Origin of the sequence: Pantoea sp. T14, from assembly GCF_036663535.1 — a bacterium.
In the GTDB taxonomy this organism is placed as follows: Bacteria; Pseudomonadota; Gammaproteobacteria; order Enterobacterales; family Enterobacteriaceae; genus Pantoea; species Pantoea phytostimulans.
Genome location: NZ_JAWUEB010000025.1, coordinates 384,832 through 399,097 on the forward strand (window position 1 = coordinate 384,832; position 14,266 = coordinate 399,097).

The window sequence follows — 14,266 nt, forward strand, 5'->3', positions numbered from 1 at the left end:
GTTGAATTTACTTTAGATGAGGTGCGGCTTTCTTCTGCATCTATTTTAACTCTGTCATTATAGTTAATCTCTGCCGGAAGCCAGACGATTGCTGATAACATGTTTATGATAAATATCAAAATTGGGCTGAAAAATTAAAAGATAAGCCGGCCAATAAACGTAAATTTTCCTTATGTCTCCTCATGTCATTTTTAACCATAAAAACGCATTTGCATGAATGAACGTTATGCTTAATTAAGAGGTTTGTCTCGTTTAATCGGTACAGGGTTTAATTTTATTCACATGAAGTTAAAGAGTCGGGCGTAGCTTCATTGCTTAACTGAAAATAATTTAATTTGTCGGGGCTGTATTGAGTGGGAATTTCTCGATAGGCGTATTTTGTAAATAAATAACGGCTACATTTAAGTAACTAAGTATTTTATTCGAGGCGGGTATGTTTCTTAACTACTTTGCGCTAGGCGTTCTGGTGGTTGTTTTTCTGATCATCTTTTATGGAATTATCATTCTTCATGATATTCCCTACCTGATTGCTAAATCGCGTAATCATCCCCATGCCGATGCTATTCACGTTGCGGGCTGGGTTAGCTTGTTTACCTTGCATGTCATTTGGCCCTTTTTGTGGATTTGGGCCACTCTTTATCGGGCGGATCGTGGCTGGGGAATGCAAAAACAAGAGGCGTCACTGGAACAACTGCAGCAGCGGGTGGCGGAACTGGAGCACAAATTAAGCGGTATCAAGGCGCGTCCGCGGGAGTAACCCTATGGATTTACTCATTATCCTCACCTATGTTGCTTTCGCCTGGGCTGTCTTCAAAATATTCAAAATCCCGGTAAATAAATGGACAATACCCACTGCCGCATTAGGGGGTGTTTTTCTGGTTAGCGCACTGATCTTGTTGATGAATTATAACCATCCTTACACCGCGTTGGCGCAAAAGGCGGTAATTGCTATACCTGTCACGCCTCAGGTGACGGGGATCGTTACGCAAGTCACTGATAAACAAAACGTGCGAATCAGCAAAGGCGAAATGCTGTTTAGTTTAGATCGAACCCGTTTTCAGGCCAGAGTCGACAGGCTCAAGGCCGATCTGACGACAGCTGTTCATAACATACAGGCGTTAAAAGGCCAGCTAGAAGAAGCCATCGCGAATACTTCACACGTTTCGGCTGAAAGAGACCGCTTATTCAAAGATTACCAGCGCTATGTGGCGGGAAGTAAGGCCAAGGTAAACCCTTTTTCTGAAAGAGATATTGATAATGCCCGGCAGGATTTCTTAGCGCAGGATGCCTTAGTAAAAGGCTCAGTAGCGGAGCAGGGGCAGATTAAAAGTCAGCTGGAGAGCGTGGTCAATGGCGAGCAATCGCAAATTGTCAGCCTGCGGGCCCAGCTGACCGAAGCGCAATATAATTTGGAACAAACAGTGGTTCGCGCCCCGAGTGACGGCTATGTCACACAGGTATTGATTCGGCCCGGAACCTATGCGGCGGCTCTTCCTCTGCGTCCGGTAATGATTTTTATACCGGAGCAAAAACGGTTGATCATTGCGCAGTTCAGGCAAAATTCGCTGCTGCGCTTAAAGACAGGCGATGAAGCTGAAGTTGTTTTTAATGCATTACCGGGTCAAGTTTTTTCCGGCAAGCTTATTAGCGTTTTACCGGTGGTACCGGGCGGCACTTATCAAGCTCAGGGCGTGCTGCAATCGTTGAATATCGTGCCCGGCTCTGACGGGGTCCTGACGGTGATTGAATTAGATCCCAACCATGATGTTGACGCGCTCCCCGATGGAATATTTGCACAAGTAGCTGTTTATTCTGATCACTTTAGTCATGTTTCCGTGATGCGAAAGGTTTTGCTGCGCATGACCAGCTGGATGCATTATCTCTATCTTGATCATTAATGATAGAGACCCGTCATACCTCAAGCTTCACTTGTTCACTATTTTCACTGACCACGGTAAGCGCCCGGAATTTAGCCGCTTAGCGCCTCTCTGCAATTCGAATGATTGAGGATATAAGAGGGTAACTCTTCTACTCTTTCGCTGGAGAGAAATCGTCATCACCGTAAAGTGAGACAAATACAGAATGAGCCACAGTGAGTGATTTATATTTAGCGACAGTAATTAAGAGCGAGAAAAACTATTTATAAAAAAATAAACGGCCCTAAAGCCGTTTATTGTATTGTATGGACCCGCTTATTTCTTGGTTTTCGCCGCACCGAGGCAGCGGGCAAGGTAATTATCTACCAACCACTCCACCACTTGGCTACGATTCATGCCTTCTTTATTGCCATAAGATTCTATTTTGCGTATCACGGACAAACGCAAAGATAATGAAACGGGCTTCTTGGCCTCTTTGTCCAAAATGACAGAAGAGGTGCTACCAATAGGGGCCGATTTCTCATAAACAGCCAGCGCTTCACGCGTATAACGCACCACTTTTGGGGTAATGTCGCCCGGTGTGGTGAGCTGATACTTGTTAGTGCTCTTCAGGAAGCGTACTTCAGCTTTATATTCATCCCGTAAATTCCGCAAATCGCGGTTAAAAGTGGGTTCGGAACAATCCAGTTCCTTGATAAGCGTCTCCTTACCTACTGGCTTTCCGGTATGCAATAAGACAATCAGCTTAAATTGTCTGTATTGTTTTGCGCTCAGGGACATTTCACACCATTTCTCAAAAGACGCTCACGGTTTACTGGCGTGAGGCGTAAAGGACATTATTAAACTGCTTAGCGATGCCGCAATATTTTGACCGCTCCAGCACATTGACAGCCCAGCTGCGATGGGTGGCAGGTTCGCACATCGCTCCCTGAGACTTAAACACCGCCTGGGTAGAGTTGAGGATACGTAACGCGTCTTCATACTCGTCAGGTTGAACCTCAAGCGCGCGGTGAATAACATCTAAATGGGTAGGGTGGATGGCAGTTTTACCCACCAGCCCATGCGCAATATCAAGTGTGAGCTCACGTTGCAGTAACTCAACATTGTCTATTTGCTCACAGACGGGGGCGGTCAAAGCAAATCCACGTGATGCAAAGACGGCTACCAGCATTTTCACTACATATCCCATCGGGCCATCGTAAAGTGTCATATTTCGCGGATGGCGCAATGAGATAACACTCATAAGATCGTTACCGCCAATTCGTAATGCAATGATGCGGGCACGACAAGCGTGTTTTGTGAGTTCGTTTGCCAGCGCTGTCATGGCATTCACATCAAACACATCCTGTGTTTCTAAGGTAGGCATCATATGCAGATCAGTACCGGAGATGATGTCCCACCAGCAGGATAAATTAGCCAAGGTAAACTTCGGTAAAACAAACCCGTCGATGCCTTCAAGCGAGTGATCGCTGATCAGCTTTGCGGCCATTGTTTCATTACGTGGGCGAATAAAAACCAGCGGACGCCTCTGTTCTTGTGGTTCTGACGCGGTGCAGGCTAATTCAGCCAAAAGCTGATGTAAATTCTGTAACGCATACTCAACTTCTGAATCGCTCACGGCATCTTCAAGACAGACGACCAGCGAGCGCAGCTCAGGAATTTTATCGTTGAGGATGATATCAGCCAGATCTGTGCGAGTCGCTGGCATATAAAGCGTGGCACCCAGCATGTAGGGTGAAAGAGCTGTTTTCATCTCAGGCCACCTTTTTGATAATAGTCACAGCCCTGTATTGATCGAGCGCGTCGCCGACTTCCATGATTTCAATCCCTTTTTTCTCAGCAAGATAGACCAGCAGAGAAACATCAGGATCAGATTTATGTCTCACCAAGACATAATCGGGGACACGTCTGAGAACGGCGCGCGTCGCTTCAGCGATGCCGGGTTTAATGCGATTAATCGAACTTATTTCAAATTGCGCGGCAAGATTTGCAACCACTTGCTGGCTCCGTTTCCGCTGTTCTGCCTGTTGTGTGAAGAGGGGAGAGGCGGGTTTGATTTCGGCAACATTGATCCGGCGACGCCATGCGTCCACCGCATCTACCAGCATCACACTGCATTCAAATTCTTTTAAATGATCGCAGTGAACGCAGCCGTGATAACCCTGCTCAGTCCAAATCGAACGGGAAACCAAACCCGATACGGGCGCACCCATAATGCCGAACGGAATTAACCAGTCATCGTCTGATGCAGCAAGCCAGGCACAACCGGCCGGATCAGCCAAAACCACCAGCCTTGGGCTTTCAGGGTAATCCGGACGACCTGCAAGGCTTTGAATCAGCTGACCCGTGATCGCGCCTTTACCGGTCCAGCCATCAACAAACACGATGTTTTCCGCACCATGTCGGCGTTCAATGTAATTGAGTGCTTCAGTGTCGATACCCCGGTCGCGGATGATACTGATGCCATAATGGTGCGATTCAACACCCATATCCTGCAGCGCACGCTGTAACATCACACCAAGTGGCACGCCAGCGCGAACCAGGCTGACCAGCACAATGGCTTTATCGCGCAATTCAGTAGCAAGCCCTTTCGCCAGCATCACAACTTCGCGGGCCAAACGTGGCCCTTCGATATCAAGCGCTTTATGAAAAAGTTCCAGATGCTGCTCTGTTGGCGCAGGTTCCTGGCTCAACATATCGGAGTAGTGTTTCTGTCCAGACTGGATCAGTAGCTCCTTCTCCTCAACCGGTGTCATTTCAATCTCAACTGGCGTCAAAAGAAATTCAATGTCTGAAGGAGAGTATGAGCCGCTAAAGTGGCTTTCTTTTTGAATTGTCATGCCCACTTCTCCTAAAACAGCTTTTGTTGAATGGCTTCGGAAAACTGGCTACGCGATGGCATGCCGAACCAGTGACAATGCTTCATGAAGGTGTAATCACTCAAGCTGTCTCCCAGCCCCATCACTGGGAAAGCGCCACGATCGCTACGCAGTTTTTTCAACAGCCAGTCCACCGCTAATCCTTTTTGGATACAAAGCGGAAGCCAGGCAACATTGTTGCCGTTCTGGTGAATATAGAAATCGGAGGTATCCAGTACTGCCATCATCTGCTGGTTAAATCGGTAAAGCTCTTCAATGCGGGTGCTGTCGCGATGTTTCATCACGAAATAGACCGACGTGCCGTCATATTCATGATTCATGCGACACCAGGCATCAACGCCACTCTGCTCAAGTGCATCGCTGATTTGCTGGCGGTAATTGATCAAACGTTTCTGTAAAGGCCCAAGATTGCTCAGCACGTGCGCAGCCCATTCAGGATCAAGGCTGCCATCCGGGCGGGTGATCACCGCACCGTGAGTCATGACTTTCCAGGAGGTAAACGGCACCGCAACGCGGCTTGTCTCCTCTGTTCCGCGAGCAGTAACCGGGATCAATTCAGCGGTGGCCATCATCCAATCCACCAGCATCGCTTGCTCTTGCGACATGAAGCTTCGCGGTTCCATTTGTCGATCAAATGCCCCTACGCGAACCGGCTCCTGATGCGTTTCATCTTTCATTTTACGCAGCGTTTGAAACAGCGTGTCATCCAGATCGCAAAGTACAACCGGCAGATTCACAGGCTTATTCATAAGTCAGCACCTCAACGTGTGGTGCAACGTTTGCGAGCTGCTTAAGCAGCGCAGGGCAAACCGTTTCAGCCGGGGTTTCAACACAGACAATAATGCGATCAAATTTTTGATGAGCCACGTTGTAGACGTAATTAGGAATGCCAAGCCCATAATTATCACTGAAGGCGATCACGGACTCGATAGCCATTCCCGTTGCAATCGGAGAACGCGTTAGCGAACTGAAGCGGACATCTGAACCCTGCTGCTCAAGTCTCTCTGCCAGCAGAAAGGGTTGCCAGACAAACTCACCCGATCCCAACACCAGCACTTTTTCACCTGGTTCAGCCACAATATGGGTACCAATACGGCATTCGGTTTCATCCATACCGAGACGGCCCCAATCCTGATACGGAGAAAGGCGAGAAGTACCTGATGCGGTGACATTGACAGAAGGCATGACCGGAACAGGCGCGTCAGGGCGCGGGGTCCAACTCCAGCGACCTTTAACCAAGGCGACTTCATCGACGGGCAAAGGGCTACGGTTCGCAATGTCACCGTTGCTCCAGTCGGTTATCGTCACCGTCACCACCCGTTCAACTTCATCAAGGCCAGCTTCACGCAAGGCCTGCAAAAGGTTGAGGAAGGTGTTACCGGTTGTCGCTTCGTCATCAACAAGCACCAGTGTTCGGGCATTAAGCGCCCGGCTGCGCAGTTCAGCATCTTCTGGTTGATAGATCAGGTGATCCGTTGCGTGGCTGTGATTCTCTTTGAATTCACAAAGCAGTTCACCTGACACTGGGTGGCGCGTGCTGGTAAGAAAGACCGGTTGAGCCAGTTGCTTTTTGGCTTCCTGGAAAACGCCTGCGGCAAGGCCAACCGCGGTTTCAGCCATCCCAATAAAGAGCACTGGCTCGGGTAAATCCTGCGGAATCTGTGCGGCTAACTGGCAATAGGTTTGGCGCATGGTCGCAGGGGCAATCGGGATATGACGACCCAGCACTTTGCTTACAAAGAGAAAGGCCCGCTTAGGGTTTTTACGCTCCGCTACGCCAAAGAGTGACGTGAGCGGAAGTGTGTCATGGGTGACAACAGACAGCGTGCCGCCAGCCATTTCAAATCCAGCGGTTTGGGGAGGATTATTAGTCATTATTATATGCTCTCAGTTTTCGCCGAAATCTCATGAATGATGTTGACCGTGCAGGCCGGAATCGGCTTAACAGCATGGGTCGGTGTAACCTGAACGCGGGTGAAGCGGGTTGCGTGAACAGCAATGTCGTGCTCATTGATAAGATCGAGCTGACGTAACGCAAAAATACCGGGAAGATTCACCCCAGAATGAAGCGTGAAGCCAATTCCCCCCGAAGGGCGCAGGTTAGCCTCAAGCAAGACAGGTTCACCGCTGTCATTGGTTCGCGTCTGAACATTGATAAGTCCATCTGCTTTCATGGTCTGCGCACATTGGCAAGCAAGGTCAAAAGCCGCGCCGCTGTTTTCCAGCGTCTGAACCGATCCACTTTTACTGCGTGATACGGCCAAAAGTACGTTTCCCTTCTCAACCAGCATGTCCACTGAACATTCGGGTGAAGAGAGGAAAGGCATAACGATTTGCTTCGGCAGGCTTTCACCTGCGGCTTCGGCCATTTTCAACGTATTGATCAAGACCGAAGGATGAACGATGCGTGAATCCGGGTGATTTAAAATCTGCATAATTGGCGCGGTTTTCTTAAGGATCCAGAACCCCATGCCGTATATACCCCTTACGGGTTTAATACAGGGAAGCTTACCCGCGTGTTCCAAACGGGAAAGGGCTGCCAAAACTTCTTCAGATGACGCGACAACCTCTGAAGGCACAGCAGCAAGGCCTTGCGCGAGCATCTGCTCACTGAACGCAGCTTTATCATCGGCCAGTAAAAAGGTTGCTGGATGACTGGCACCGGTGATTAAACGCACGCCCAACGCTTCGATTTCCTGTCGCAACCCTTCATACAGCGCGCCGCGTTTGCCCGCATGAATGGCAACAACGTTGTGTTTCTCGATCACCGCTTTCATGAACGGGATCAGCGCGTCGGGATTCTCTGGCTCAATGTAAGCATGGTCAGCTTCAGAGAGTATTTCCGGGCGGTGAGATCGATGCGAAGCTACCGTGACAAAGTTATATCCACCTGCCGCACGCATTTCACTCACTGCATTCAAGATATCTTTTTGCGAAGACACGCCTTCCATAAACCATACGGATTTGGTTTTGACCATTTTTTTTGAGCCCTGAAAAGTTTGCCGGAGGACGAGAAAATGCAGTGTAAGCACCCGCTTAAAATAATTCAATCATAACATGATATTATTGACTATAATTTGAACAGGCTCTGTTTTGGTATAGTATTTTTTGTAATTCAAAAAGGTAATTTTGATTATTTGTCTTTAAAAACATGTAAATAATAACTTTACAATATCATACGATGATTTTTATGTTGTAGGGAAAAATCTCATGTTATGATTGCCGGGCTTTCAAATTGATCGCCTTTTTTTACTGCAGCAAAACACCAATCAGTAAGGAGATATGATGGTATCTTTAAGTAAGAATCAGACGATTTCGCTGGCTAAATCCAGCAGCGCAATTTCCCAAATTCAGTTCGGCCTCGGCTGGGATCCTGCCAAGAAAAAGGGATTTCTGGGTGGGCTTCTGGGTGGAAACAGCTCAAGCATCGATCTTGACGCAAGCTGCATTCTTCTCGACAGCGCCGGTAACGTTCTGGACACCGTCTGGTTTCGCCAACTGAGTTCAAAAGAGGGTTCCATCCGCCACAGTGGTGACAACCGCACCGGTGAAGGCGATGGCGATGACGAAGTCATCAGCGCGGATCTCTCTCGCTTGCCGTCTAACGTTGAACATCTGGTATTGACCGTTAACAGCTTTACCGGTCAGACCTTCAAAGATGTTGATAATGCATTCTGTCGCGTGGTCGATCAGCAAGGTAAAGAACTTGCCCGCTACAAACTGGCTGAGCAAGGCTCACATACAGCTGTAGTGATCGCGTCTCTACGCCGCAGCGGCGGAGAGTGGAATTTCACTGCACACGGAAACATCTCCCGTGGCAGCACCATTAACGACATGATCCCCGACATCAAAGCCGCGGTAGGTTGCTAATGAACCTGACGCCAGGGGGCAATGCCCCCGTTCCTAATCAATCGCTGGTGGTTCGTGTCTCTTCCGGCATACCGGTCGATGTTTCATCATTCCGACTTCACGAAAACGGAAAAGTACGCGGTGATGCGGATATGGTTTTTTATGGCCAGCGTGAGAATGACGATAAAACCATTCGTCTCTCCTCTTCTGGTAACGAAACCATGTTCACGGTGAACGTGCCCCAGCTGCGTCAGGACGTGCAAAAAGTCGCTTTTACGGTGACGTGTGAGGCAGGTAAAACTGTCGCACAACTTCAGCGTCTCACGATTCAGGTCGAATCAGTCGGCAATGTCTTGCTGACCTGCGACGTCGATGTTGCGGGACGTAGCGAAGCCGCATTGATTTTGGGTGAGCTTTATCGCCGTAACAACGAATGGAAATTCCGCTTCGTTTCGCAAGGCTTCAACGGAGGTCTGCAACCGCTTGCTGAGCACTTTGGTATTGATGTGGCTGATGAGGCATCACCGGCTCAGGCTCCTACGCCAGCGCCAGCGCCAGCACCAGCACCAGCGGTGAATCTGAGCAAAGTCAGCCTGACTAAAGAAAAGCCCGCCATCAGCCTGAAAAAGAAAGATGATTACGGTCTGATCCGCATCAACCTGAACTGGAATAAACGCTCCAGCGAGCCCAGCAAAAAAGGCTTTTTCAGCGGCGTGTTCAATAACAATAAAGGCATCGATCTCGATCTTGCCGCCTATGTTGAACTTGCCGATGGGCAGCGCACCATTATTCAGGCGCTGGGTAATAACTTTGGCAATTTAGACGGTTCGCCCTATGTAAAATTGCAGGGTGACGATCGCACCGGTGCTGTCAGCGACGGTGAATGGATCCACATCAACGGCGCTGAGTGGAAAAACGTGCGTGAGGTGTTGGTGTTCGCCTTTATTTTTGAAGGTGTACCAAGCTGGGAAAACACAGATGGCATCGTCACGATGCATGTGCCTGGCCAGCCACCTATCGAGACGTTGCTGACCGAAGGCAATAATCGCCAAACCATGTGCGCCATTGCGCGCCTGGTCAACGAATCTGGTGCAATCCGCGTTGAACGCATCAATCGCTATTTTGGTGGTCATCAGGATATGGATCAGGCTTTCGGCTGGGGATTCCGCTGGAAGTCAGGCTCTAAGTAACTAAGAGGGTATTTTAATGAGCTTTTTCAACAAGCTGAAAGAGAGTTTTAATTCTGGCCGCGCCGAACTGACCAAGCAGGTTGGCCGCTATAAGAACCGCGCTTTCCTTGAAGGTACGGTAGCCGTATGTGCCCGAATTGCGATAGCAAGCGACGGCGTCAGCCCGGAAGAAAAACAGAAAATGATCGGTTTCCTGCGTGAGTCGCCAGAGCTGAGCATCTTCGATACCACGGAAGTCATCGACTTTTTCAACAAGCTGGTTACCTCTTTCAGTTTCGATATCGAAATTGGCAAAGGCGAAACCATGAAGTACATCCTTGCGTTAAAAAACAAGCCCGAGCAGGCGCAACTTGCTGTCCGCGTGGGCATTGCTGTGGCTAAAAGCGATGGCGACTTTGATGAAACCGAAAAAACCAACGCGCGCGAAATCATTGAAGCCCTGGGCTTCAAGACCAGCGAATTTGGTCTGTAACGGTTACTGATTTTCAATCCCTGGAGTTAAATGCATGCAATCCACCCACATTGGCTTTCCGATTGAGACGGTAGCAGTATTCCTGCTGTTGTCTGTCGGTGCCATTTTTATTGACCTGTTCATGCACCGTCATGACAAGCCAATCTCATTGAAAAGCGCGGCCGCATGGTCTGTTTTCTGGATATTTATGGCGCTGGCCTTTGCGGGCTTCCTGTACATTCATCACGGCCCCGAAGTCGCTAGCCTGTTTGTTACCGGTTACGCCCTTGAGAAGGTGCTGTCCGTTGATAACCTGTTCGTGATGATGGCTATCTTCTCCTGGTTTGCTATCCCCGATCGCTACCGCCATCGCGTGCTTTATTGGGGCATCATCGGTGCAATCGTCTTCCGTGGCGTGTTCGTTGCCATCGGTACCGGTCTGCTGGCGTTAGGCCCGTGGGTGGAAGTTGTGTTTGCCATCATTGTAGGCTGGACAGCAGTAATGATGCTTAAAGGTGGCGGTAACGATGATGAGATCGAAGATTACTCTCAGCACCTCGCCTACCGTATGGTGAAACGTTTTTATCCTATCTGGCCGAAACTCAAAGGCAATGCGTTTGTCATAAGCCAGAAGGAAGTGGATGAAGAGCTGGCAAAACCTGAGAACGCAGATGTTCAAATAGGTCGTGTGGCCAAAGCAGCCCGTTATGCAACACCAATGCTGTTGTGTCTGGCTGTCGTTGAACTTTCAGATGTTATGTTTGCTTTCGACTCGGTACCGGCGGTGATCGCGGTAAGCCGTGAGCCACTGATTGTTTACAGTGCGATGATGTTCGCCATTCTGGGGCTTCGTACCCTGTACTTCGTGCTTGAAGGCCTGAAGCAGTATCTGGTGCATTTGGAAAAAGCCGTTATTGTTCTGCTGTTCTTTATTGCAGTGAAACTGGGCTTGAATGCAACAGAACACTTCTTCCATCACGGCTATTCGATCGGCGCAACCGCCAGTCTGTATGTCGTCATGGGCGTACTGGCGTTGGGTATCATTGCAAGTCTGCTTTTCCCAGGAAAAGAAGAAGAGAAAGAAGAAGGGCGCGAGTAAGTCGCGCCTCTAACAGAAGCATACGCAGTATGCACAATGAATTGATGAGGAAAACAACATGGCAGTGACTCTCTCTAAAGGCGGAAACGTCTCTCTGGCAAAAGTCGATCCTTCACTGAAAAACGTGAAAATCGGCCTCGGCTGGGATACCCGTTCCACTGATGGTCAGGATTTCGACCTTGATGCTTCCGCATTCCTGTTAACTGATGCGGGCAAAGTCCGCGGCGATCAGGACTTCATTTTCTATAACAACTTACGTTCTTCTGACGGCTCAGTGACCCACACCGGCGACAACCGTACCGGTGAAGGTGACGGCGATGACGAATCACTGATCATCGAACTGAATAAAGTCCCGGCTGAAGTGACCAAAGTCGTGTTTGTTGTGACCATCCATGACGCCACCACGCGCCGTCAATCTTTTGGTCAGGTTGCTAACGCCTTCATCCGTTTGGTCAATAACGACACCAACGTTGAAGCCGCACGCTATGACCTGTCTGAAGATGCGAGCACCGAAACCGCAATGCTGTTTGGTGAGCTTTACCGCCACAACGGTGACTGGAAGTTCCGCGCGGTAGGCCAAGGTTATGCCGGTGGTCTGGCTTCTGTCTGTGCTCAATATGGTATTAACGCATCCTAACATTAGGGTGTTTTAAGCAGTTAAATCCTGCCCGGAGAGTGACTCCGGGCCTAAGTGAAAAGCAAAGAGGAATAACACAATGGCAGTGAATCTCTCGAAAGGCGGTAACGTTAACCTGTCCAAAGAAGCCCCAACCATGACCAAAGCGATCGCGGGTCTTGGCTGGGATGCTCGTGTGACTGACGGACAGGCATTCGACCTCGATGCATCAGTATTTCTGGTCGGTGATGACGGTAAAGTACTGTCCGATCAACACTTCGTGTTCTTCAACAACGCGACCAGCCCAGATGGCTCAGTTGCGCACCAAGGCGACAACCGCACCGGTGAAGGCGAAGGCGATGATGAGCAGGTTAAAATTGCACTGAACAACGTCCCTGCAGAAGTGAAGAAAGCGGTTTTTGCCGTCACTATTTATGATGCAGAAACGCGTAAGCAGAACTTCGGTATGGTTTCCAATGCCTATATCCGCATTGTTAACGAAGACAACAACGCCGAAATCGCGCGTTATGACCTCTCTGAAGACGCCAGCACTGAAACGGCAATGGTGTTTGGCGAACTCTATCGCCACAACGGTGAGTGGAAATTTAAAGCGGTTGGTCAAGGTTTTGCGGGTGGCTTGTCAGCACTGGCATCACAGCACGGTGTCTCTGTTTAAGTCATCTTTTGTATCAGGCCCTGTCCAATAGGACAGGGCTTTATTATATCTACATCCTGCAAAAGTGGATTCTGCGTTAAACAGACAACCGGCCTCAGGGCCGGTTTTTTATGTTTATAAGGGAAGCTATTTTTTAGAATCCTTTGATAAATCGCATAGCATTGCGTTCCAAAAAAACTGCATGTTATTGTTTTTAAAGGTACTAACAGTGAAGAGTAAGGATTTAACTCACACTTTCAATTAGCCACGCTTCCAGCTGATCAAGTTCATTGTGTTGTTCAGGAAACTCAGCTTTTAATTGCAGCATCTGTTCGGATAAAGCGTCTCGACGATACATCACGCCTTGTAGCCGCACCGCCAGCGTTTCAAGCGGCGTAGGATTGAGGCTATCGGAAAATATCTGGCACCGACTGACAACCCCACGTTCCACATCAAAGTGAATTTCCACGCCGCCCCAGCTAAAACGCGTATCTAACAAATGAGAAAAGTTCGGGGCGTTGCCAAAATTCCATTCCCAGCTGCTTTGTTTGGCGAACTGCTGTTCAAAACCAGGCAAGTCAGGCAATGCATCGGGTGAAATATATTCGGGTGCGCATTGCTCACCAAAATGTTCAAAATAGGCATCAATGATGGAGGAACAGATCTGTTCATAACTGATGCCGGGCGCCAACTCCTCAAGGTTCGCTACGCGAGAGCGCACAGAGGTGATGCCTTTGGCCTGTAATTTTTTGATATCAGGATTAAGGTAATCCGCCAGGCGCGAAAGATCGGCATTCATCAAAATTGTGCCATGGTGAAAACCGCGATCGGGGGTTTCACGATAGGCAGAACCTGAAATTTTACGCATCCCATCCAGTGTGTTAACCACTAAATCGTTACGACCAGAGGCTTCCGCAGGCACACCCAGCGTTGTCAAAGCACGCAAAATGATGGCGGTAGAAACGCTTTTATCGTACTCCGGCTTGCCCGCCATAAAAGTAAAACAGCAGTTACCCAAATCGTGAAACACCGCGCCCCCGCCGCTGCTGCGACGCGCTAGTTTGATATTGTCCTCCGCCATTCGTCGGGTGTTGCACTCTTTCCACGGATTTTGCGCGCGACCAATCACCACGGTATCTGCATTTCGCCATAAAAACAGAACCCGTTGCGTCGCGGGCATCTGGCGGAATATGCACTCTTCAACGGCCAGGTTGAACCAGGGATCATTCGATTCCGATAACAGTAAACGCAATGTGGACATATATCACTCCAGTTCCTTGAGAGAGTAAGTGTTGCAGAACGCACGGATGAGTCCGGCGTGCCGCAAGCGTCCGCCATTATCATGCTTCACCCCTTTTGGCCGCGAATAATTTTTCAAAAGAGATCGCTGCTCAACAACTTGGTGCAAGTTTGTGAAGTAAATCGACTGAAAACCCTCCATAAAATAATCGCGCAGCTAACTGCATTGGATTAAAAAACGGTCGGCCATGTACCGCTGCGCTTTTCGTGTGCCAGAAATAACGGGGCTTCTGCTGCTCTTGCACGCTTTGTGAAGCACATCCCAAAAAACAACACCTGCACATAATTACGCTTGCTTATTATTTGGGTAAAGGTAGATTTTATATAACTTCACGAGATGTCGTGAACTTG

14 protein-coding genes and 2 pseudogenes are annotated in these 14,266 nt (G+C 49.0%); 8 read left to right on the plus strand and 8 right to left on the minus strand.

Annotated features, from left to right (window positions below; translation table 11 throughout):
• Positions 1–433: 433 nt before the first annotated feature.
• Entirely contained in the window at positions 434–757 is a 324-nt protein-coding gene (locus SC127_RS14630) for a DUF3302 domain-containing protein (RefSeq protein WP_215848660.1), read from the plus strand.
• A gap of 4 nt (positions 758–761) precedes the next feature.
• Complete coding sequence (locus SC127_RS14635) at positions 762–1,898, plus strand: HlyD family secretion protein (protein ID WP_332626998.1); 1,137 nt, start codon at positions 762–764, stop codon at positions 1,896–1,898.
• 294 nt (positions 1,899–2,192) lie between these two features.
• Here the strand turns inward: SC127_RS14635 and SC127_RS14640 are convergent, their stop codons facing one another.
• The 7 genes and pseudogenes from SC127_RS14640 to SC127_RS14665 all read right to left on the minus strand — a co-directional run bounded on the left by SC127_RS14640 (position 2,193) and on the right by SC127_RS14665 (position 7,734).
• Positions 2,193–2,657 carry a tellurium resistance protein TerW gene (locus SC127_RS14640; RefSeq protein WP_243079164.1) on the minus strand — a complete coding sequence of 155 codons (465 nt, stop codon included), beginning with the start codon at positions 2,655–2,657 and terminating at the stop codon, positions 2,193–2,195.
• A gap of 31 nt (positions 2,658–2,688) precedes the next feature.
• Positions 2,689–3,630, minus strand: a complete 942-nt coding sequence (locus SC127_RS14645) for an HpcH/HpaI aldolase/citrate lyase family protein (RefSeq protein WP_243079163.1) — start codon at positions 3,628–3,630, stop codon at positions 2,689–2,691.
• 1 nt (position 3,631) lies between these two features.
• A pseudogene (locus SC127_RS22620) lies at positions 3,632–3,886 on the minus strand (RNA-binding protein); the annotation flags it as partial.
• 80 nt (positions 3,887–3,966) lie between these two features.
• Positions 3,967–4,717 (minus strand): annotated as a pseudogene (locus SC127_RS14650) (cysteine protease StiP domain-containing protein); the annotation flags it as partial.
• 11 nt (positions 4,718–4,728) lie between these two features.
• On the minus strand, positions 4,729–5,493 hold the full coding sequence (locus tag SC127_RS14655; protein ID WP_332627050.1) for a hypothetical protein: 765 nt from the start codon (positions 5,491–5,493) through the stop codon (positions 4,729–4,731).
• Positions 5,494–5,497: 4 nt separating this feature from the next.
• Positions 5,498–6,634, minus strand: coding sequence for a phosphoribosyltransferase domain-containing protein (locus SC127_RS14660; protein ID WP_409076215.1), 1,137 nt, complete (start codon positions 6,632–6,634; stop codon positions 5,498–5,500).
• Complete coding sequence (locus SC127_RS14665) at positions 6,634–7,734, minus strand: ATP-grasp domain-containing protein (protein WP_332627000.1); 1,101 nt, start codon at positions 7,732–7,734, stop codon at positions 6,634–6,636. Before SC127_RS14665 ends, SC127_RS14660 begins: the two co-directional genes overlap by 1 nt.
• Positions 7,735–8,041: 307 nt before the next feature.
• Here SC127_RS14665 and SC127_RS14670 point away from each other — a divergent pair, with 307 nt between their 5' ends.
• From SC127_RS14670 to SC127_RS14695, 6 genes are all read left to right on the plus strand, one after another.
• The gene (locus tag SC127_RS14670) at positions 8,042–8,626 is read left to right on the plus strand and encodes a TerD family protein (protein WP_243079426.1); all 585 of its coding nucleotides are present in this window, start codon (positions 8,042–8,044) and stop codon (positions 8,624–8,626) included.
• On the plus strand, positions 8,626–9,795 hold the full coding sequence (locus tag SC127_RS14675; protein ID WP_332627001.1) for a TerD family protein: 1,170 nt from the start codon (positions 8,626–8,628) through the stop codon (positions 9,793–9,795). Before SC127_RS14670 ends, SC127_RS14675 begins: the two co-directional genes overlap by 1 nt.
• Before the next feature lie 16 nt (positions 9,796–9,811).
• Positions 9,812–10,267 (plus strand): tellurite resistance TerB family protein, encoded by a 456-nt coding sequence (locus SC127_RS14680; protein WP_243079159.1) that lies wholly within the window; start codon positions 9,812–9,814, stop codon positions 10,265–10,267.
• A gap of 34 nt (positions 10,268–10,301) precedes the next feature.
• The gene (locus SC127_RS14685) at positions 10,302–11,345 is read left to right on the plus strand and encodes a TerC/Alx family metal homeostasis membrane protein (RefSeq protein ID WP_215848667.1); all 1,044 of its coding nucleotides are present in this window, start codon (positions 10,302–10,304) and stop codon (positions 11,343–11,345) included.
• Between the two features lie 58 nt (positions 11,346–11,403).
• A complete protein-coding gene (locus SC127_RS14690; RefSeq protein WP_215848668.1) occupies positions 11,404–11,982 on the plus strand; it encodes a TerD family protein in 579 nt (192 codons plus the stop codon).
• 79 nt (positions 11,983–12,061) lie between these two features.
• Positions 12,062–12,637 (plus strand): TerD family protein, encoded by a 576-nt coding sequence (locus SC127_RS14695; protein ID WP_215848669.1) that lies wholly within the window; start codon positions 12,062–12,064, stop codon positions 12,635–12,637.
• A 223-nt stretch (positions 12,638–12,860) separates the two neighbouring features.
• Here SC127_RS14695 and SC127_RS14700 read toward each other — a convergent pair whose 3' ends face one another.
• Entirely contained in the window at positions 12,861–13,877 is a 1,017-nt protein-coding gene (locus SC127_RS14700; protein ID WP_243079158.1) for a lipoate--protein ligase A, read from the minus strand.
• Between the last annotated feature and the right edge of the window lie 389 nt (positions 13,878–14,266).

Coding starts and splice junctions, on each gene's coding strand:
- SC127_RS14630 (WP_215848660.1), top strand. CDS start 434: ATGTTTCTTAACTACTTTGCGCTAGGCGTTCTGGTGGTTGTTTTTCTG.
- SC127_RS14635 (WP_332626998.1), top strand. CDS start 762: ATGGATTTACTCATTATCCTCACCTATGTTGCTTTCGCCTGGGCTGTC.
- SC127_RS14640 (WP_243079164.1), bottom strand. CDS start 2,657: ATGTCCCTGAGCGCAAAACAATACAGACAATTTAAGCTGATTGTCTTA.
- SC127_RS14645 (WP_243079163.1), bottom strand. CDS start 3,630: ATGAAAACAGCTCTTTCACCCTACATGCTGGGTGCCACGCTTTATATG.
- SC127_RS14665 (WP_332627000.1), bottom strand. CDS start 7,734: ATGGTCAAAACCAAATCCGTATGGTTTATGGAAGGCGTGTCTTCGCAA.
- SC127_RS14670 (WP_243079426.1), top strand. CDS start 8,042: ATGGTATCTTTAAGTAAGAATCAGACGATTTCGCTGGCTAAATCCAGC.
- SC127_RS14675 (WP_332627001.1), top strand. CDS start 8,626: ATGAACCTGACGCCAGGGGGCAATGCCCCCGTTCCTAATCAATCGCTG.
- SC127_RS14680 (WP_243079159.1), top strand. CDS start 9,812: ATGAGCTTTTTCAACAAGCTGAAAGAGAGTTTTAATTCTGGCCGCGCC.
- SC127_RS14685 (WP_215848667.1), top strand. CDS start 10,302: ATGCAATCCACCCACATTGGCTTTCCGATTGAGACGGTAGCAGTATTC.
- SC127_RS14690 (WP_215848668.1), top strand. CDS start 11,404: ATGGCAGTGACTCTCTCTAAAGGCGGAAACGTCTCTCTGGCAAAAGTC.
- SC127_RS14695 (WP_215848669.1), top strand. CDS start 12,062: ATGGCAGTGAATCTCTCGAAAGGCGGTAACGTTAACCTGTCCAAAGAA.
- SC127_RS14700 (WP_243079158.1), bottom strand. CDS start 13,877: ATGTCCACATTGCGTTTACTGTTATCGGAATCGAATGATCCCTGGTTC.